The 18,838-nt window shown below is 56.3% G+C and carries 19 protein-coding genes and 1 riboswitch; of the genes, 4 read left to right on the forward strand and 15 right to left on the reverse strand.

The window, feature by feature from the left end:
- The first annotated feature begins 22 nt into the window (after positions 1–22).
- The 4 genes from BLU05_RS05280 to purU are packed head-to-tail and all read left to right on the forward strand — an operon-like array spanning position 23 to position 3,298.
- Complete coding sequence (locus BLU05_RS05280) at positions 23–340, forward strand: MocE family 2Fe-2S type ferredoxin (RefSeq protein WP_091878124.1); 318 nt, start codon at positions 23–25, stop codon at positions 338–340.
- Positions 337–1,587 (forward strand): NAD(P)/FAD-dependent oxidoreductase, encoded by a 1,251-nt coding sequence (locus BLU05_RS05285; protein WP_244518158.1) that lies wholly within the window; start codon positions 337–339, stop codon positions 1,585–1,587. The genes BLU05_RS05280 and BLU05_RS05285 overlap by 4 nt, the downstream gene beginning before the upstream one ends.
- A gap of 12 nt (positions 1,588–1,599) precedes the next feature.
- Positions 1,600–2,397 (forward strand): 3-methyl-2-oxobutanoate hydroxymethyltransferase, encoded by a 798-nt coding sequence (locus tag BLU05_RS05290; protein ID WP_091878125.1) that lies wholly within the window; start codon positions 1,600–1,602, stop codon positions 2,395–2,397.
- A gap of 4 nt (positions 2,398–2,401) precedes the next feature.
- Positions 2,402–3,298, forward strand: a complete 897-nt coding sequence (gene purU / locus BLU05_RS05295) for a formyltetrahydrofolate deformylase (protein ID WP_091878126.1) — start codon at positions 2,402–2,404, stop codon at positions 3,296–3,298.
- 388 nt (positions 3,299–3,686) lie between these two features.
- Here the strand turns inward: purU and BLU05_RS05305 are convergent, their stop codons facing one another.
- The 15 genes from BLU05_RS05305 to BLU05_RS05380 form a co-directional block, all read right to left on the reverse strand.
- A complete protein-coding gene (locus BLU05_RS05305) occupies positions 3,687–4,586 on the reverse strand; it encodes a LysR family transcriptional regulator (RefSeq protein ID WP_091878128.1) in 900 nt (299 codons plus the stop codon).
- Positions 4,587–4,643: 57 nt separating this feature from the next.
- Positions 4,644–5,735 carry an FAD-binding oxidoreductase gene (locus tag BLU05_RS05310; RefSeq protein ID WP_175540518.1) on the reverse strand — a complete coding sequence of 364 codons (1,092 nt, stop codon included), beginning with the start codon at positions 5,733–5,735 and terminating at the stop codon, positions 4,644–4,646.
- A gap of 8 nt (positions 5,736–5,743) precedes the next feature.
- The gene (locus tag BLU05_RS05315) at positions 5,744–6,988 is read right to left on the reverse strand and encodes an aromatic ring-hydroxylating oxygenase subunit alpha (protein WP_091878129.1); all 1,245 of its coding nucleotides are present in this window, start codon (positions 6,986–6,988) and stop codon (positions 5,744–5,746) included.
- Positions 6,989–7,111: 123 nt separating this feature from the next.
- Positions 7,112–7,313: riboswitch (cobalamin riboswitch) on the reverse strand.
- Between the two features lie 112 nt (positions 7,314–7,425).
- On the reverse strand, positions 7,426–8,136 hold the full coding sequence (locus BLU05_RS05320) for a DUF1868 domain-containing protein (protein ID WP_091878130.1): 711 nt from the start codon (positions 8,134–8,136) through the stop codon (positions 7,426–7,428).
- A 109-nt stretch (positions 8,137–8,245) separates the two neighbouring features.
- Positions 8,246–9,523: an L-fuconate dehydratase gene (locus BLU05_RS05325; RefSeq protein ID WP_091878131.1), complete on the reverse strand. Its 1,278-nt coding sequence runs from the start codon at positions 9,521–9,523 to the stop codon at positions 8,246–8,248.
- Between the two features lie 39 nt (positions 9,524–9,562).
- Positions 9,563–10,408, reverse strand: a complete 846-nt coding sequence (locus BLU05_RS05330; protein ID WP_091878132.1) for a fumarylacetoacetate hydrolase family protein — start codon at positions 10,406–10,408, stop codon at positions 9,563–9,565.
- A 20-nt stretch (positions 10,409–10,428) separates the two neighbouring features.
- Positions 10,429–11,163, reverse strand: a complete 735-nt coding sequence (locus BLU05_RS05335; RefSeq protein WP_091878133.1) for an SDR family oxidoreductase — start codon at positions 11,161–11,163, stop codon at positions 10,429–10,431.
- A gap of 33 nt (positions 11,164–11,196) precedes the next feature.
- Positions 11,197–11,652: a MaoC family dehydratase gene (locus tag BLU05_RS05340; protein ID WP_091878134.1), complete on the reverse strand. Its 456-nt coding sequence runs from the start codon at positions 11,650–11,652 to the stop codon at positions 11,197–11,199.
- The gene (locus tag BLU05_RS05345; RefSeq protein ID WP_091878136.1) at positions 11,653–12,744 is read right to left on the reverse strand and encodes a Gfo/Idh/MocA family protein; all 1,092 of its coding nucleotides are present in this window, start codon (positions 12,742–12,744) and stop codon (positions 11,653–11,655) included. It lies immediately after the preceding gene.
- Between the two features lie 186 nt (positions 12,745–12,930).
- Positions 12,931–13,260, reverse strand: a complete 330-nt coding sequence (locus BLU05_RS05355) for an L-rhamnose mutarotase (RefSeq protein WP_091878140.1) — start codon at positions 13,258–13,260, stop codon at positions 12,931–12,933.
- A 3-nt stretch (positions 13,261–13,263) separates the two neighbouring features.
- A complete protein-coding gene (locus BLU05_RS05360; protein WP_091878142.1) occupies positions 13,264–14,376 on the reverse strand; it encodes a mandelate racemase/muconate lactonizing enzyme family protein in 1,113 nt (370 codons plus the stop codon).
- 2 nt (positions 14,377–14,378) lie between these two features.
- Positions 14,379–15,476 carry an ABC transporter ATP-binding protein gene (gene ugpC, locus BLU05_RS05365; RefSeq protein ID WP_091878144.1) on the reverse strand — a complete coding sequence of 366 codons (1,098 nt, stop codon included), beginning with the start codon at positions 15,474–15,476 and terminating at the stop codon, positions 14,379–14,381.
- 6 nt (positions 15,477–15,482) lie between these two features.
- Complete coding sequence (locus tag BLU05_RS05370; RefSeq protein ID WP_091878146.1) at positions 15,483–16,349, reverse strand: carbohydrate ABC transporter permease; 867 nt, start codon at positions 16,347–16,349, stop codon at positions 15,483–15,485.
- Position 16,350: 1 nt separating this feature from the next.
- The gene (locus BLU05_RS05375; RefSeq protein ID WP_091878148.1) at positions 16,351–17,247 is read right to left on the reverse strand and encodes a carbohydrate ABC transporter permease; all 897 of its coding nucleotides are present in this window, start codon (positions 17,245–17,247) and stop codon (positions 16,351–16,353) included.
- A gap of 108 nt (positions 17,248–17,355) precedes the next feature.
- On the reverse strand, positions 17,356–18,672 hold the full coding sequence (locus tag BLU05_RS05380) for an ABC transporter substrate-binding protein (RefSeq protein WP_091878149.1): 1,317 nt from the start codon (positions 18,670–18,672) through the stop codon (positions 17,356–17,358).
- Positions 18,673–18,838 lie beyond the last annotated feature (166 nt).

The raw sequence follows: 18,838 nt of genomic DNA on the forward strand, positions 1-18,838 counted from the left end.
TCTTACCAAAGGGAGGAAAACCATGAGTGACTGGATAGAGGCCTGTACGGCTGACGATATCGACGAGGAGGATGTCATGCGATTTGATCACGAAGGCCGCACCTTTGCCATCTATCGCAGCCCAGATGACGAGTTCTTCGCCACCGATGGACTTTGCACGCATGAGCATATTCATCTGGCCGACGGGCTTGTCATGGATGACATCATCGAGTGCCCCAAACACAATGGCCGTTTCAATTACAAGACCGGACAGGCCAAAGGCGCGCCGGTCTGCGTTAATCTGAGAACCTATCCGGTAAAGGTGGAAGCGGGCAAAGTCCTCATCCAGTTGAGTCAATGACATCGGGGACATCGGGGACATCGGGCATGGTCATCATCGGCGCTGGCGAATGCGGTGTCCGTGCCGCCTTTGCTTTACGTGAAAATGGCTATGGAGGTTCGATCACTTTGGTTGGCGCTGAAAAGCATCTTCCCTATGAGCGCCCGCCTTTGTCCAAGGACGCAATGATCTCTGAGGAACATCCCGCGCCGCGAACCATCGCAAGCGAACACCAATTCCTGGAGCGGAATATCAGCTTTTTGGCTGATACAGCAGTGACAGGAATTGACCGGAAGGCGAAGAAAGTCATCTTCGCAAACGGAAATAGTCTTGCCTATGACAAGGTCCTGCTCGCAACCGGAGCTATTCCCCGAATCCTGCCGCTGGCGGTGGAAAGCAAACATTGCACCTATCTGCGCAGCTATGACGATGCGCTTGCTATTCGCGCGCGCTTTCAACCGGGGGCAAACATTGCCATCATCGGTGGCGGCTTTATCGGGTTGGAACTTGCCGCCAGTGCGCGCAAACGCGGTGCTTCCGTGACCGTGCTTGAAACGCAGGCGCGGGTGCTGATGCGCGGCGTGCCGGAGGAAATCGCCAAAATTATTGCAGCCCGCCATGCCCAGGAGGGCGTGCATCTTCGCTGCGGGATCGAACTATCAGGAATTTCAGACAATGATGCGCGCGCCACGATCACCCTTGCCGACGGTGAGAGTCTGGAGGCGGATCTTGTCGTCATCGGCATTGGCGCTACACCGGTCACAGCACTTGCCGAAGCGGCAGGGCTTGAAATCGGCAATGGCATTATCGTCAATGAACACTTGCAGACTGATGACCCGGCAATCTTTGCCGCTGGTGATTGCTGTGCTTTCCCGCTCTCCATCTATGGTGGCCGGCGCGTGCGGCTCGAAGCATGGCGTAACGCACAGGAACAGGGAACTCTGGCCGCGCGCAATATGCTGGGTCTTGCCGAGCCGCATCTGTCGGTTCCATGGTTCTGGTCTGATCAATATGATCTGGGGCTACAGGTGTCAGGGCTTGCCGACGAAGGCAGCACCATAATCCGTCGCGATCTCGGCGATGACGCTTTCATTCTCTTCCATCTCGCATCGGACGGACGCCTTGTCGCCGCCAGCGGTATTGGTCCCGGCAATGCTGTTGCCCGGGATATCCGCCTCGCGGAAATGCTGATTGCGCGGCGCGCCTATCCTGATCCGGCACATCTTGCCGCGTCAGATATCAAACTCAAATCCTTACTCGCAGCTTGAAAGATAACCGATATGGCCAATAAACGCCCCACGGTGGCAGACATTCTATCCATGAAGGGTCGCCGCCAGCTGACCATGCTGCGGGTTGAAACATTGGAGGAAGCCGAAGCCGCCGAGCGCGCACGCATTGACATCCTTTCGGTGCCACCCGCGCTTTTGACCCCTGTTTTTCGCGATGCGGCACCCAGTTGCTTCACCATCCCCGGTCTGGAGTACGGAGATTTCGTCACGGCTGAAGATTATATGCGTGCAGCCTTTACCGCCTTGCGCGCTGGCGGTGACGCTGTCTATTGCGCTGCCAGCCTTTCCACTATCCGGCGAATGCGCGATGAAGGCATTCCCGTTTGTGGCCATGTCGGCCTGATCCCCTCGAAAGCAACATGGACAGGCGGGTTCAAGGCAGTTGGCAAGACAGCCCAGAGCGCCCTCGATATCTGGCGCCAGACCAAGGCGCTGGAGGAGGCAGGTGCATTTGCCGCCGAGATTGAGGTCGTGCCTGTTGATGTCGCGACAGCCATCAGCGAGCGCACATCCATGTTCATGATTTCCATGGGTGCAGGCGCAGGCTGCGACGCCCAATATCTTTTCGCCGAGGATATTCTCGGATCAAACCGCGGCCACTATCCCCGCCATGCCAAGGTCTATCGCAATTTTTCCGCAGAATATGACCGCCTCCAGCAGGAAAGGGTCGCAGCCTTTTCCGAGTTTGTCGCAGACGTGCACGCAAAAACCTATCCGGGAGCCGAACATGTAGTTGGAATTCCGCATGACGAACTGGACCGTTTTCTGAAAGAGCTTCCTGGAGTTTGAACCAATGGATCATCAGTCCCCCACCCTGCCGGCAGCCCGTCAGTCCTCCGATTACACGCACAGCTTTGTCCTCACCCTATCGTGCGAAGACAAGCCGGGGATTGTGGCATCGGTGACGACGGAACTTGCGGCGCTCGATGCCAACATCGCCGAAAGCAACCAGTTCTGGGATCGCCAGACCAACCGCTTCTTCATGCGCATTGCTTTTGCCGCTTCGGAAGGAACCTCCAAGGATGATCTTGAGCGGGCATTGAAACCTGCCGTCGAGCGTTTCGGCATGAAGACAACCCTCATCGATCAGGCGAAGAAGCCGAAGATCGTCATCATGGTGTCGAAATTCGACCATGCACTGCTGCACCTGATTTACCAGATCAAGGTCGGCTGGCTCGATGCGGAGGTGGCGGCCATTGTCTCCAACCACGAGGACAGCCGCCGTTTTGCCGAGCATGAGGGTATCCCCTACCATGTGCTGCCTGTGTCCAAGGACAACAAGAAGGAGCAGGAAGACGCATTGCTCAAGATCGTCAAGGACACTGGTGCTGATCTGGTCATCCTTGCCCGCTACATGCAGGTGCTCTCAGACAACATCTCCAAGCGGCTGTTCGGCAAGGTCATCAACATCCACCACTCGTTCCTGCCAAGCTTCAAGGGGGCAAAGCCCTATCATCAGGCCTTCGAACGCGGCGTGAAGCTGATCGGTGCGACAGCGCATTATGTCACCCCTGATCTGGATGAAGGCCCGATCATCGAGCAGGAGACCGAGCGGGTCAGCCATGCCATGAGCGCCGAGGATTTTGTTGCCACCGGCCGCGATATTGAAAGCCGGGTACTCGCACGGGCGGTCAAGAAACACCTTGAATCCCGCGTCATGCTCAATGGGCATAAGACGGTGGTGTTTTAGCCAATAAGCTCTCAACTCATATCATTGCAAAAATAGTGGTTCGTGGTTCGACAGGCTCACCATGAGGGGCTTGGGTGGATGCAATGCTAATCGCCAACGTCGCAGAACTTGGCTCCCCCCATCCCACCCAACTCCGTCATCCTCGGGCTTGACCCGAGGACCCACAATTTAAAAGCGTCAAGTTTCAGATTCGTTGGATTTCCTTTGCCGTGGGTCCTCGGGTCAAGCCCGAGGATGACGGGGATGGTGGCGATGAGGGAGTTAAATTCTGCACCCTCTCTGCGATTAACATTGCATCCACCCAAGCCCCTCATGGTGAGCCTGTCGAACCACGAACCACGCACCATGTTCACGCAAAGTGATCACCAGCAAACACAACCCAGAAATCTCATACCGAACTCTGCAGCAACTCCCTGATAATACCACCCACATGCTGAACGGCACGATCCTCGTCGCGCCTGACATGCCATGCCAGATGCAGCGTAAAGCCCTCGACCGGAATAGGCGGTTCGAACAGTGCGAAACCGCTCGCATCCGCCGGAACACATAAACTCGGCGTCATCGCAATCATGTCGGAATTTTCAACCAGCGGCGGGACCATTAGAAAGCTCGGGACAACAATGCCCACCCGGCGCTCGCGGCCAATTCTGGCCAGTTCCTCATCCAGTGGGCTGTGCCGATGCCCCTGCCCCGATACGATCACATGCGGAAATTCCAGCCAGCGGTCGAGCGTAAAATCCTTTGCCGCCGGATGGTCTTTGCGCATCATCACCACATAGTGCTCGTGCAGCAAATCCACACGCCGGAACGAAACATCCGTTTTCGGGAAGACCGCGACGGCAAGGTCAACCGCCCCTTTCGCAAGCTTGTCCAGCGAATCCTCAGTGCCATGCCAGGGCTGGATCACCAGATCAATACCGGGCGCCGATTGTGCAAGCCTCTCGCGTAAAGGCCCGATGATCGCCACAGCCGGAAGATCGGCAGTGAGTATGCGCACCGTCTGGTGAATGGTGACAAGATCAATGTCGGGTGGATCAAGAACGAGAGTAATCTGCGCCAAGAGGTTCTTGATGGGTACGCGCAGCGATTCCGCCTTTGGCGTCAGCCGCATCATCCCCTTGCCACGTTCCAGCAATGCATCTTCGAACAGATGGCGGCAACGGTCGAGCGCGCTTGAGGTGGCAGGCTGCGAGAGGCCAAGCCGGTCGGCAGCACGCGACACATGCGCTTCATCGAGAAGCGCATCGAGCACCACAAGCAGGTTGAGATCAACAGAACGCAAATTCATGTGCTGAATACTAGCACATATATTTTATCGGGATGAAGAATACCCAAGCAGAAATAATCAGGCCTCGATCTCTACATTACCAAGCGGCTTCGTGCAGCAGGCAAGCACAAATCCTTCATCGATCTCCTCATCGAGAATACCGCCATTGTGATCCATCTCGGATTTGCCCGAGAGCTTCATCACCTTGCAGGTGCCACACAATCCTGACTCGCACGCAGCGGCAATGCGTATACCTGCGCCGCGCGCGGCTTTCAGGATCGTATCACCCGGCATACAGGGCACCTCCATACCAGACATGGAGAAGGTGATTGTCGCAGCCGCTTCCAATGCTTCCGTGGAAAGCACATCGAGCATGGGCAATACAGGCTCGGCGGCGGGGCCAAAGCTTTCCTGATGATAATGCGCCATATCGAACCCATTGGCTTCAAGCATGGTGCGCACATCGCGCATGAAACCTTCCGGGCCACAGCAGAAAATTGTCCGGTCCTTGAAATCAGGCGAAAGCAGCGGCAGTTTGGGCGCTTCGAGCCTGCCGCGAATGCCAGTCCAAAGCTGCCCCATCTCGTGCTCCTTGATCAGGAAGGACAGTTTCAGATTGGGCATGCAACTGGTGAGATATTCCAGCTCCCGGCGGAAAATAATATCGCTGGGGCGGCGGGCGCATGTAACGAAGCTGATATCGCTTTGCGGCGCACAATCATGCATCCAGCGGGTCATCGACATCATCGGCGTAATGCCCGATCCCGCCGAGATAAACAGATATTTTTCGCCCGGATGCTTGCGCATGGAGAAATCGCCCAGCGGCCCGAACGCCTTCAGCCGGACACCCGGCGTCAGATGATCCAGCATCCATCGTGTACCGATGCTGTCTTCCTGCGCCTTCACCGTCACGGCAATGGTAAATGGCCGAGACGGGCTGGATGACAGCGTATAGGTGCGCAATACGGCTTCGGGCTGCGTCGGCAGTTCGAAGGTCATGAACTGGCCCGGCTCGTAGCGGAACCAGTTCTGATTGTCGGAACGGAATGTGAAAGTCTTCACATTCGGCGCTTCCTCAATGATCGACAGGCACTCCAATAAATGCAGCCGATCATTCCACGGCTGCATCTGGTCGAGGTGCGGGTAAGACTGAGGAACGCCCATGTTCATTGTGTACCTTATGCTACCTTGCTGAGCCGCGTGTCACCGCCGGTGAGACGCTCTTCCATGAACCTGCAATACCATTCGAGGAACTGCAGCACGCCGCCTTCATGCTCGGTCGAATAGGGACCGGGTTCATAAGCAGGCGAGCGGATGCCGAAAGCGTTTTCCTCAACGATACGGCGGTCCTGATCGTTGGTTTCCGTCCACACATGCGTCAGCTCTTCGAGATTGTAGTCGACGCCCTCGACGGCATCCTTATGTACCAGCCACTTGGTCGTGACCTGCGTTTCATCCGGGCCAAGCGGCAGCACGCGGAACGAAATGGCATGATCGCCAAGGATATGATTCCAGGTGGTCGGGTAGTGGAACAGCAGCAACGAGCCGATCTGCTTTTCGTTGACGATATCGCTGAGCTGTTTGCCGACGGCGCGGCGACCACTCATCGTATAGCTTTCCGCATCACGCAGCAGCGGAACACGGGTGGCGCGATACTGACCGTCATCGGACATGCGGAAAGTGCTTGGGAGGCCTGCCGCTTCACAACGCTGCCAATGGGCAGCAATCTCCGGATCATCTCCGGCACCCTGTACACCGCTCACGGTCGGCGCTTCCGGGAAGGTTTTGCACAGTTCGGGATGGTTGGCCACGCAATGATAGCACTCGCGGTTGTTTTCCCAGACCAGCTTCCAATTGCCCTTCTCGACTATAGTGCTCTGATAGGCAACCTTAGTTTCAGTCAACTTATGCGGTGCAAGATAAGGCTCGATCAGTGCACGAGTGGTGCTGAAATCAGCCGGGTTCTGCGCCAGACAAATAAAGATGTAACCACCGACACTTTCGCAATGAACAGGCTTGAGGCTGTGCTGGCTGGGGTCGAAATCATCGCCCATCTGGCGCGCGAACAGCAGGCGGCCGTCAAGCTCATAGGTCCACTGGTGGTAAGGGCAGACGAGCTTCGCCGATGTGCCGCGCTCGGCCGCACAGACGCGCGAGCCGCGATGACGACAGGAATTGTGAAAGGCGCGGATCAGGCCCTGGCGGTCACGCACAATAACGACTGGATAGTCGCCGACCTGCACGGTGAAGAAATTGCCGGGCTTGGCGACTTCACAATCATGGCCAATGAACAGCCAATCGCGATAAAAAATGTTCTCCATATCCAGACGATAATAGTCCGGATCGGAATAGAAGGCCTGTTCGAGGCCGTAGCCGGGTTTCCGGTTTTTCAGGTTCCGGAGCAGTTCGTTGCGCATATCCATGTCGTGTCCTCGCCTCAGTGTTGCGAAAGAACTGACTGGTGGTGACGGAGGAAGAACGCCTACACGGTCAGCACAAGCCGATACCCGCATAAAATCATGCTCCTTGATCGCCCACCGCGATCAGTCGGTTTTCAGTCCCGAGGCTGGTTTCCGGGCTCTGGAGTTGCCATCTCGGCTGTCACGACGCCTTCCCGGGTTGTGGCCCAGTGGCTGTTATGCCGTGTTTCACTCCACTACCGTTGCGGGGGCAGCGCCGGGTTTCCGACCGGCTTCCCAATTCTCCGCTTCCCTAGAAAAAAGCGGCACCTCAAGTGCCCCGATAAAAGCATTCGGCATAAAAAAAGAATAGGTGCGGAAACGACATCCCATTTACGTAAGACGACACCCGCAGGCGATGTACACTATGTCGCAGACAGGCGCTCAAATCAGCTGTTCTCTCAGTCGAGAGTAACCAGTTCCTTAAAGTGATTCATATCAACGAAACTGCAAAAGGCTGGAGGATTGAGCGCAATAACAGGCGCATCGCGCTTTATCGTAGCAAGACAATCATCGAGAAGCGTCTGCCATGCACCAAGCCGTTCATCGGGAAAACGCTCGATCACATAGGCCAGTGTAATATGGAAAACATAGGTGTCGTGATCAGGATGCCGATATCCGAAGGGAACAGCCAATGCGTCGCGCCAAGCCCGCAGGATTCGCTCATCATATTCGCTCGCTCCGGCAACTGTCAGGCCTGCAGGCGTGACATCGATCACTTTGACATTAAACGGTCCACACCCTTCAAAATCCTGCAGACGATCCACATAAAGCCGCGTCATATCGTCAATACTGGTCTCAAGTGCAACATCATCAGGCCAAAACGATACCCGACGGCGATATTCGATAATGCCCTGAAACAATGTCATGTGCAGGCTGGAAATCGGTGTGAACGCCAATTGCCCGGCGTCGGGCATAGCCAGCATACGCTCGCGCACGGCAATAACAGCCGCTTCCGATTCGGAACCCTTCACCAGATGCGACACCACCGTATTGCCCGGCTCAAACTGAAACTCGCTCTTGGTATTATAGCGCCTGCCGAGATGAACGGGCGGCTCCGGGTGAAGGCTGGCAGCAAAGCGGGCAAGTGAAGGCTTGATCAGGTCGAGCATGGGAACCCCGTGACGCGTAAATGAGAGTATCGCATGCCCGTAAGTTTACCGGCATGCGAATGACCCTCTCGCCATAGGACAGCTCTTTGTCAGGCAGATGAAACCCGCCCTATGGCCGGTAAAGATATTCTTCGATTGAGGCCTGTTTCATTTCAATCGAGAAACCCGGCAGCGACGGCGGCATATAGGCCGCGTCCTGAATATTGCAAGGATCAATAAAATGCTCGTGCAGATGGTCGACATATTCGATCACCCGGCCCTCTTTCGTGCCTGACACAGCAATATAGTCGATCATCGACAAATGCTGCACATATTCGCACAGACCAACACCGCCCGCATGCGGCCAGACAGGCAGCTCGTACTTCGCAGCGATCAGCAGCACGGCCAGTACCTCATTCAGTCCGCCCATACGGCACGAATCGATCTGCACCACATCGATGGCGCCCTCGGCGATGAACTGCTTGAACATGATGCGGTTCTGGCACATCTCGCCGGTGGCAACCTTCACCGGCTTGATCGCCTGCCGGATCTTGCGATGACCAGCCACATCATCAGGGCTGGTCGGCTCTTCGATGAAGAATGGTTTGACGAAGGCGAGCTTCTTCACCCAATCAATGGCCTCGTTGACTTCCCACACCTGATTGGCATCGATCATCAGGATACGATCAGGCCCGATCACCTCGCGTGCAATGGTCAGGCGGCGGATATCGTCCTCAAGATCGCGGCCAACTTTCATCTTGATATGGTCGAACCCTGAATCAACAGCTTCCTGACAGAGACGACGCAGCTTTTCATCGGAATAGCCAAGCCAACCCGCCGACGTTGTATAGCAGGGATAACCCTCCGCTTTCAGCGTCGCTATCCGCTCCCGCTTGCCGGACTCAGCCTTGCGCAGAATGTCCAGCGCCTCCTCGCGTGTCAGCACATCGGTCAGGTAGCGGAAATCAACGATGTTGACGATCTCCTCAGGCGTCATCTCGCCGACCAACTGCCAGATTGGCTTGCCCGCTTCTTTCGCCAAAAGATCCCACACCGCATTGACCACGGCACCGGTTGCCAAATGCATCGCGCCCTTATCCGGCCCGATCCAGCGCAACTGGCTGTCGCCAGTGATGAAATGCCAGAAACGGCCCGGATTTTCCTTCACCCAGTCCAGTTCAAGACCGACAACAAGATGCTTCATCGCTTCAATCGCGAGGCAGCAGATTTCGTTGCCGCGACCGATAGTGAAGGTCAGACCATGGCCGGAGAGTGCCTTGTTGTCCGTATCGAGGATGACATAGGCGGCGGAATAATCCGGGTCCGGGTTCATGGCATCCGATCCATCCAGACTCTGCGAGGTGGGAAAGCGGACGTCGAAGACGCGAAGATCGGTAATACGGGTCACAATATGCCTCTTGAATAATGTTGCAGGATAGGCGCTGAACTAAACGTCGGCGCGAGCCACCTGTTTCTGGGTGCCAAGACCTTCAATGCCAAGCTCGATCACATCACCGGCTTTGAGGTAGCGCGGTGGCTTCATACCCATGCCGACGCCGGGTGGTGTTCCCGTCGAGATGATGTCACCAGGATGCAGCGACATGAACTGGCTGAGATAGGAGACGAGGAAAGCGGCACCATAGACCATGGTCTTGGTAGAGCCGTTCTGCATGGTCTCGCCATTGACCTTCAGCCACATGCCGAGATTCTGCGGATCGGTGATTTCATCTTTTGTCACCAGCCACGGGCCGGTCGGACCGAACGTGTCGCAGGATTTGCCCTTGGTCCACTGGCCCGCACGCTCAATCTGGAAGGCGCGCTCGCTGACATCATGCACGGTGCAGTACCCCGCGACATAATCCAGCGCCTCGGCTTCACTGACATATTTTGCCGTGCGGCCAATGACGATGCCAAGCTCAACTTCCCAGTCGGTCTTCTGCGAACCGCGCGGAATAACGAGATCATCATTCGGGCCGACAATGGCCGATGTCGCTTTCATGAAAATGACAGGCTCCGGCGGCACCGCCATGCCGGATTCCGCCGCGTGATCAGCATAATTCAAGCCGATACAGATGAACTTTCCCGTTCCGGCAACGCAAGGGCCAAGGCGCGGATCGCCACTGACGAGAGGCAGGCTTTCCACATCCGCCGTGGAAAGTTTTGCCAGCGCAGCGGGATCAAGCGCAGCGCCGGAAAGATCGTTCACCTTACCCGAGAGATCACGGATTTGCCCCTTGGCATCGAGAACACCGGGCGTTTCCTGCCCTGCTTCGCCGTAACGGAGAAATTTCATCATTTATTCCTTTGATTCACTTAAACGGTCCAGCCGCCATCAATGTTGTACGCCTGTCCTGTCGTGTAGGTTGCACCGGCGAGATAGACGGCAAGATCGGCAATTTCTTCTGGAAGGCCGAGACGGCCCATGGGTTGGCGGGAGATGAAAGCAGCGCGCGCTGTTTCATAATCGCCACCGGCACGCATGCGCTGTTCCAGCGATGGGCTTTCCACGGTGCCGGGGCAGATCGCATTGCAGCGAATGCCCTGCGTGATGTATTCGGCAGCCACGGATTTCGTCAGGCCCAGAACTGCAGCCTTGGTGACACCATAGGCGAAGCGGTTCGGCACGCCCTTCACGCTGCTGGCGACGGAGGACATATTGATAATCGCGCCATCTTTGCGCTCGATCATACCGGGCAGAACGGCCCGGATCGTACGCACCATCGCCCGTACATTGAGATCAAGAGCAAACTCCAGATCCGCATCGGGCATTTCCAGTATGGAACCACTGTGAACAAAACCGGCGCAGTTGAAGAGCACGTCAACCGGGCCAATCTCGCCGACAACCCTCGTCACTTCATCCGTGTTCAAAACATCGAGCTTGCGTGGTTTGAGGCCAGCTTCCTTTGGCAGTGCATCAAGCAATTGCTGGTTGATATCAGTGGCGTGAACAATCGCGCCTTCCTGCAGAAAAGCCAATGCCGATGCACGGCCAATGCCCTGCCCTGCCGCTGTGATCAAAACCCGCTTGCCTTCAAGCTTACCTGTCATTTCAAACCTCCATTTGGCACATTGATGTGCCCGTCATATCACTTTTGTTTTGCGCTCGGCGATGAGGATGTGGTCGGCAGCCAGCACAACTTCACCGCGTTGATTGAGAACCTCGCAGCGCTCGACCACACGCCCGCTTTCCGGCCGTTTCGGATCATCCTCCTTGGCGCTGATCGTCACGCGTGTGCGGATCGTATCGCCAATGAAAACCGGGCGCACAAACCGCAGCCGATCATAACCATAGGAAAACGCCACCGGATTGATGAGGCTCGCCGTCAAGCCAACGCCAATGGAAAAGATCATCGTGCCATGGGCCACACGCTGGCCAAATGGCGTGGTCTTGGCAAATTCGGCATCCATATGGTGCGGAAAGAAATCGCCCGTATGGCCCGCATGCACAACGAAATCCGTTTCAGTGATTGTCCGCCCCGTCGTGGTGCGCACATGGCCGAGTTCGTAGTCCTCGAAATAAACCGTTTGTTCTGCCATTCAGGCCTCCGGCTTTTGGGCGAGCGGTGTCGCGGGCGCTGCACTCGATTGATAGGCCGCTTCGACCAGCGCCATGGTGTGCCACGCATCTTCAACGGAACTCACCAGAACCTTGTCCTCGCCGCTGGCAAAACGTTGCAGATTGGCCATGCGCCCGACAAAGGCGTCGGGGAACCATGCGCCCTGCAACGGCACATTGATCCACTCAGAGCCACCCTTGGGGTAAATCATCAACTCATCAGGCTCACCGCGCGGGTAGTCGAGATTAACCCCGAGCTTCACATAGGCGGCACCCTCGGTGCCGCTGACGCGGAACTCACAGGCCTGAAATTTGCGCCCGAATTTATGGTCGTGATTGATCGAGAGCGAACAGCGCACCCGATTGCCGTAATCAAGAATCGCGCTCGTTCTGGTCTGCGCGACCTTGTGCGCCGGATGACCAAGCGTCTTTGCATGTACGCCCAGCGGATTGCCAAGAATCTGGCGGATCAGATCAATATAATGGATTGAGTGCATGGCAATCTCGACACGCGGCAGATCAGCCAGAAATGGCCATAGCGACCACGGTGTATCCAGCGCAAGCCATGCGTCGAAATCGATGACGTCGCCAAGCCATCCCTTAGCAATCGCATCCTTCAGCGCCAGCATCATCGGCGCAAACCGCAGCTGGAAATTGACCGCAGCGGTGATGTTGCGCTCACGACAAATGCGAAGGATTTCCGAGGCTTCTTCAAGGTCACTACCCATCGGCTTCTGGATCAACGCGAAAGAGCCTTCCGGCAGTGCTTTCAGCACATCCGCATGACGCGCGGGAGGCGTTGCCAGATCGAAGATCGCATTCTCCACCGCCGCCGCCTCGGCAAGAGATGTATAGGCTTTCACATTCCATTCCGAGGCGATTTTTCCAGCCTTGGCCTGATCGGGGTCAAACAGACCAGCAATGGGAAAGCCACCCTTCCGATAAGCAGGATAATGCGCATCACCAACAATACTGCCCGCCCCGAATGTCACGATCGGGCGAGGCTTTGCAGGTAGTTGCCAGCTTTGTTGCAAAGTAATTGGATTGAAATGTTCGGTGAGAGGGGTTGGCACCTTAGACACCCCCCTCTGTCCTGTCGGACATCTCCCCCACAAGGGGGGAGATCACATTGACATGAACGCTTTCCCACAACAGGAAACGTTGCAGATTGTGCAAAGGCAGTACTGACAGCTGATCTCCCCCCTTGTGGGGGAGATGTCCGACAGGACAGAGGGGGGTGCGAACGCTCATCATCATCCTCAATCCAAATGGAAAACTTCGTCCATCATCGCCCACCATTCGCCCGGCGCGCGGGTTGCAAGCGGCACCTGACAGGGCATACAGACAGCCCACCATTCCCCGTTTTTTGGATCGGCAGCCATCTTCGCCATATCTTCGGCAAAATCCGTGCCGTGATATTCCCATGTGCCGAACAGGATGTTCTCCGGCTCACGCAAAAAGATCGTGTAGTTGCGGATATTGCAGTTGGAGATCAGCGCGAGAATCTCGGGCCAGACAGCCGCGTGCAGACGCTTGTACTCGGCAACCTTTTCACCGTTGAGCCCGATCATCATTCCCATGCGCTGCATGATCTAGCTCCGGATTTCCGTGGTAAACTCACCAACGCTGCGAGCCTTCACCGCATCCCAGTCCCAGTCGATCCCGATGCCGGGTTCCGACGGCGCAATGGCATAGCCGTTCTCGATGCGCATCTGTGTTTGGGTGAGGTCATCCAGTTGCGGGATATATTCGACATATCTGCCATTCTGCACCGCACAGGTCAGGCTCACATGCAGCTCCATCAGGAAATGCGGGCAGACGGGCATGTCAAAAGTCTCGGCCGTATGCGCCACCTTCAGCCAAGGCGTGATGCCACCGATCCGCCCCACATCCACCTGCACGATGGAGCAGGCGCGCTTTTGCATATACTCGCGGAAATGCCGGATGGAATAGAGTGACTCGCCGACCGCGACAGGTGTCTGGGTTGCCGATGACAGCCGCACATGGCCATCAATATCATCGGCAGGCAGCGGCTCTTCCAGCCAGGCCAGATCGATATCGCGCAGCACCTGCGAGCGCCTGATAGCTTCATCCAGCGTAAAGCCCTGATTGGCATCGGTCATGATTTCAAAACCTGAGCCCACCGCATCGCGCACTGCCGACAGCCGGTCAAGATCCTCCGATCCATGCGGGCGGCCGATCTTCACTTTGGCACCCTTGAAACCTTTGGCCTTCGCCTGCAACGCATCATCCACCAGCGCCTGCTTTTCGATATGCAGCCAGCCACCTTCAGTTGTGTAGAGCGGACAGCGATCTTTCGCGCCGCCAGCCAGTTTCCACAGCGGCAGATTCTGCTTCTTCGCCCGCAAATCCCACAGGGCAATATCGATGGCAGCAAGCGCAATCGCGGTAATCGCACCAATGGTCGTGGCGTGCGTGGCAAATTCCAAGTCGCGCCAGATTGCCTCGATTTGATCTGCATCCTTGCCGAGCAGACGCGGTGCCAAATGATCCGAGAGCAGCCGCATCACCGACGAACCACCAGTGCCGATTGTATAGCTGTATCCTGTGCCGACAGCGCCATCGCTATCGGTGATCGTGACAATTGGTGTTTCCTGCGAAACAAAGCTCTGGATGGCATCGGTCCGCAGCACCTTTGGCGGCAGATCAACCATGCGCAATTCAACCCGTTCGATTTTGGCCATGGTCAGCTCCGCAAGGTTTTGCCGGTTTCAGGCGAGAAGAGATGCGCCTGCGACAGGTCAAAGCTCAGCTTGATGGTTTCGCCTGATCCGAGCGGGCGCGGATTGAGCATGCGCGACACCCATTCGCGCTCGCCCAGCGTGATGAACACCAGCGTTTCGTTGCCGAGCGGCTCGGTGATCGACACCGGCAATGACAGTTCATGCACGTCAGTCGCATCGCCGGAACTCAGGCCGTGACCGGTCGGATAGATATCATCCGGGCGCAGGCCGAAAACGACCTTCTGCCCGGCAACCACCTTGTTGCGAAATTCGATGGGCAGCGGCAGGCTCTGGCCACCCTGCAACACGAGTTTGCCGCCATCGACGGTGGCTTCATTCAGGTTCATCGGCGGCGAGCCGATAAAGCCCGCGACGAAACGCGTCGCCGGACGCTTGAACACTTCCTCCGGCGTGCCAACCTGCTCGATATACCCATCGCGCATGATGACAATGCGGTCGGAAAGCGTCATCGCCTCCACCTGATCATGGGTCACATAAATCATTGTCGCCTGCACCTTGGCATGCAGACGCTTGATTTCGGTGCGTACCTGCGTGCGCAATTTCGCATCGAGATTGGAGAGCGGCTCATCGAACAGAAACACTTCAGGCTTGCGCACAATGGCACGACCCATGGCCACGCGCTGGCGCTGTCCACCTGATAGTTGCGACGGACGCCGGTCCATCAGCTTGCTCAGATCGAGAATGGCAGCCGCTTCATTGACTCGCTGATCGATCTCGGATTGTGCGATTTTGCCGATCTTCAGCGAAAACCCCATGTTTTCTCGCACGGTCATATGCGGATAAAGCGCATAGGACTGGAACACCATCGAGATATTGCGGGCACGCGGCGGCAGATCGTTAACAGGCTTGCCGCCGATTTCGATCACGCCATCGCTGATTTCCTCAAGCCCGGCAATCATGCGCAGTGTCGTCGACTTGCCGCAGCCAGATGGTCCGACCAGTGCGATAAACTCGCGATCCTTCACTTCAAGATCAATGCCATGCACGACATCGACACTGCCATAGCGCTTGACCAGCTTTTTCAGGGTTACGGGTGCCATTACAACTTAACCTTTCACCGCGCCGAACGTCAGTCCGGACACCAGATGCTTTTGAATGATGAATGTGAGGGTCAGCGCCGGAACAATCATGACCACGGCGAGCGCGCACATGCCGCGCCAGTCAATGGTGAATTCCGACGTGTAATCGAGAAGACCGACAGGCAGCGTCTTCGAATTGACCGATCGGGTGATCTGGGCTGCCAGCGCATATTCATTCCACGACGTAAGGAAGGCGAAAATACCCGCCGACGCAATGCCGGGGCCAGCCAGCGGAAATTCCACCTGCCAGAATGCCTGCCAGCGCGTGCAACCATCGATCTGTGCCGCTTCCGCCAGATCCTTCGGCACCTGACGGAAGAACCCGTCAATCAGCCAGATCGTGAAGGGCACATTCAAGGCCACATAGACAAGGATCATGGAAAAATGCGTATCGATAATCCCGAGCCGGGCAAAAACCATGAACAACGGCAGTGACAGCGCAATGCCGGGGACAGCGCGGGTCAGCATGAAGCCGAGGAAGATCGCCGATTTGCCCTTGAACTTGTACCGGGCAAAAGCATAGCCGCCAGCCATGCCAATGATCAACGCGATGACAGTCGAGGTAATCGAGATGATCAGCGAGTTGCGGAAATATTCCCAGACCGGAATACCGCCCTGCCCGGCACCGCCAAACATGGAACGATAGGCATCAAGCGAAATATCCTGCGGAATCCACACGGGCGGCTTTGCCATGATTTCCACCGTCGGGCGGAGTGAATTGAGCACGATCCACAGACCCGGCAGGCAGATAACCAGCATGGCGAGGAACAGTCCGACGAAATGCAGGACTTTCAGGCCGCGGCGCTTGAGACGGTGTGCGTTGTTCTGGTCCATCTTACCACTCCGCTCCGATTTGCTGGCGCGCAGCGGCGAGCTTTCTGAAGAAATACACGGTGAACAGGATGGAAAGCAGGATCGAGATATAGGCCATGGCATTGGCCAGCCCCATGCGCGCATCGCTATAGGCAGTGCGGCCAACCAGCGTCCACAACAGTTCTGTCCGTTTTGCCGGACCGCCATCGGTCATGATCTTCACAATGTCATAGGCCCGCGCCACGTCGAGCGAGCGAATGGTCATGGCAATGAAGGCAAACGGCATGAGGTACGGCCATGTGACATAGCGAAATGTCTGCCACGGCGTGCAGCCATCGACCCGCGCAGCTTCAACCGGCTCCTGCGGCATGGCGAGAAGGCCAGCGAGAATGAGAATGGCGAAAACCGATGTCGACGACCAGACTTCGGCGACAATGATTGAGAACAGCGCCAGATTGCCATCGATCAGCCACGGTATGGCCGATGTGGTTATTCCGAGCGACTGCAAGACATTGTTGACGAAGCCGATATTGTCGTTGAACAGGAATTTGAACTGAAAGCCGACGAGCACAGGCGAAAACATCATCGGGAACATCATCAGCGTGCGCAAAAGCCGCTGGCCGCGCGTCGCCTTGTTGACCAGCATGGCAAGCCCGAGACCGAGGAACATTTCGGCATTCAGCGCAATGGTCAAAAGCAGGACAGTGCGCCCGAATGCTGCCCAGAATTCTACACTGGTCAGCGCGCTCACATAATTGCGAAAGCCAATGAAAATCCACAGCGTCTCCGGCTTGGTCAGCCGGAACGGTGTGAAGCTCGAATAGAGCGAAAACAGCAGCGGCAGGACAATCACCGCCGCCAGAACAATAATGGCAGGCAGCAGCAGAAGCGTCGGCGCTGAGAGTTTGGGAAATTTCATCTGGTCTATTGGCCTTCTGATCTCTGCTCTGCGGGATGAATGCTACCCACCCCCTCCGACCAAAAGGTCAAAGGGGGTAAGCAGCGTTTTCATTCCACTCAGATCCCGTTAAAGCTTGCCGGCATCCTTCAGGATGTCGGTTGCCTTCTGGGCAGCGGTGTCGAGTGCTTCCTTCGAGGTCTTGTCCCCAAGGATGGCAGCCTGCAACTCCGGATAAACAGCGTTGGAAATCTCGATCCATTCGGCCAATGGTGGAACCGGGAATGCGTTCTTGGCAGCTTCCTGGAAAGCAGCCAGAACCTCGGTCTTGTAAGCATCGCCCTTGGCCTGTTCGATATCCCAGGCCCATACCGCAGTACGTGTTGGCAACGGCCCGGCCTTGGCTTCAAGCTTCTGGCTGTCTTCATTGGTCAGCCACCAGACGAGCGAAGCCGCAGCTTCCTTGTTGGCGCAGGCATTGGTTACCGAGAAACCATGGCTTCCCGACCAGCCGGTGCGCTTGCCCGACGAACCAGCAGGTTGCACCTTGACGCCGACATTGCCCGCAACCTTCGAGGATTTCGGATCGTTGAAGAAGCTGGCCCAACCCGGCCAATCCAGATTGATGGCAATTGAACCCGAAGCAAAACCCTGACCGAGATCATCCCAAAGGTAATTGGTTGTTCCGGCAGGCACAGCCTTGGCCTTGTAAAGATTGACGAACCAGTCGAGCGCCTTGACACCGGCGGCTGAATTGAAGGCGGGCTTGCCGTCCTTGTCGATATATTCGCCGCCTTCCGCCACCAGCATTTCATAGAAGCGACCGTTGATCGCCTCTTCCTTGCCCGCAAACTGCGTGCCGTAGAAATCCGGCGCCTTGGTGAAGAAGATCGCCTGATCGGTGACCTGCTGCCAGGTATCGGGCGGGGTCAGCTCATAGCCATATTTGGCTTTGAACGCCGTCTTGTTGGCTTCGTCCGCATAGATGCTCTTCTGATAATAGAGCGCCGAAACATCGAACTGCGCACGCGGCAGCATCACCAGCTTGCCGTCAAGCGTCGAAGCTTTGATATTGGCAGGGACGAAGGCTGCAATTTCTTCGGCAGGAATAAGCTTCGTCAAATCCGTATAAATATCAGGATATTGCGGCGCAAAGGATGAGTGGTTCGAACCCACGCACCACTTCAGGCTGCCTGAAGCGATATCCGACTTGATCTCCTTGTCGAGCTCGAAGTGATTCTTCTTCGACAGGATGTTGACCTTGGCACCGGTGAGTTTTTCCCACTCGCCGATGCGCTCATAGAGCGGCTCATATTGCTGGCCGCCAATAAGCTTGGCGTCGATGGTCACGCCTGCAAACTTGCCCGGCAACTCGGCGCCGATGGCAAAGCTTGTGCTCAAAAGCGCGATGGCGCCAGCCGAAACACTGGCCAAAAGCTTCTTCATGCAATTCCTCCCAATCCCAGAGTGCCGCCTCCCGGCACTTTTCTTCACCCATATATGGGCGTGTCATTCATATACAAACATTATGCGGCTTGACCGTCAAGCGTGGAAACGCTTTCCTATGAAGATAATCTTCGTATATGCATTGAGTGAAATGAGGGGATTGCCA

The organism is Phyllobacterium sp. OV277 (genome assembly GCF_900104355.1).
Classification (GTDB): domain Bacteria; phylum Pseudomonadota; class Alphaproteobacteria; order Rhizobiales; family Rhizobiaceae; genus Phyllobacterium.

What these genes read in the sequence shown, in the direction of transcription:
- BLU05_RS05355 (WP_091878140.1), bottom strand. Translation starts at nt 13,260, where the DNA reads ATGCAGCGCATGGGAATGATGATCGGGCTCAACGGTGAAAAGGTTGCC.
- BLU05_RS05380 (WP_091878149.1), bottom strand. Translation starts at nt 18,672, where the DNA reads ATGAAGAAGCTTTTGGCCAGTGTTTCGGCTGGCGCCATCGCGCTTTTG.
- BLU05_RS05280 (WP_091878124.1), top strand. Translation starts at nt 23, where the DNA reads ATGAGTGACTGGATAGAGGCCTGTACGGCTGACGATATCGACGAGGAG.
- BLU05_RS05315 (WP_091878129.1), bottom strand. Translation starts at nt 6,988, where the DNA reads ATGGATATGCGCAACGAACTGCTCCGGAACCTGAAAAACCGGAAACCC.
- BLU05_RS05305 (WP_091878128.1), bottom strand. Translation starts at nt 4,586, where the DNA reads ATGAATTTGCGTTCTGTTGATCTCAACCTGCTTGTGGTGCTCGATGCG.
- BLU05_RS05285 (WP_244518158.1), top strand. Translation starts at nt 337, where the DNA reads ATGACATCGGGGACATCGGGGACATCGGGCATGGTCATCATCGGCGCT.
- purU (WP_091878126.1), top strand. Translation starts at nt 2,402, where the DNA reads ATGGATCATCAGTCCCCCACCCTGCCGGCAGCCCGTCAGTCCTCCGAT.
- BLU05_RS05370 (WP_091878146.1), bottom strand. Translation starts at nt 16,349, where the DNA reads ATGGACCAGAACAACGCACACCGTCTCAAGCGCCGCGGCCTGAAAGTC.
- BLU05_RS05320 (WP_091878130.1), bottom strand. Translation starts at nt 8,136, where the DNA reads ATGCTCGACCTGATCAAGCCTTCACTTGCCCGCTTTGCTGCCAGCCTT.
- BLU05_RS05360 (WP_091878142.1), bottom strand. Translation starts at nt 14,376, where the DNA reads ATGGCCAAAATCGAACGGGTTGAATTGCGCATGGTTGATCTGCCGCCA.
- BLU05_RS05290 (WP_091878125.1), top strand. Translation starts at nt 1,600, where the DNA reads ATGGCCAATAAACGCCCCACGGTGGCAGACATTCTATCCATGAAGGGT.
- ugpC (WP_091878144.1), bottom strand. Translation starts at nt 15,476, where the DNA reads ATGGCACCCGTAACCCTGAAAAAGCTGGTCAAGCGCTATGGCAGTGTC.
- BLU05_RS05335 (WP_091878133.1), bottom strand. Translation starts at nt 11,163, where the DNA reads ATGACAGGTAAGCTTGAAGGCAAGCGGGTTTTGATCACAGCGGCAGGG.
- BLU05_RS05310 (WP_175540518.1), bottom strand. Translation starts at nt 5,735, where the DNA reads ATGAACATGGGCGTTCCTCAGTCTTACCCGCACCTCGACCAGATGCAG.
- BLU05_RS05340 (WP_091878134.1), bottom strand. Translation starts at nt 11,652, where the DNA reads ATGGCAGAACAAACGGTTTATTTCGAGGACTACGAACTCGGCCATGTG.
- BLU05_RS05375 (WP_091878148.1), bottom strand. Translation starts at nt 17,247, where the DNA reads ATGAAATTTCCCAAACTCTCAGCGCCGACGCTTCTGCTGCTGCCTGCC.
- BLU05_RS05330 (WP_091878132.1), bottom strand. Translation starts at nt 10,408, where the DNA reads ATGAAATTTCTCCGTTACGGCGAAGCAGGGCAGGAAACGCCCGGTGTT.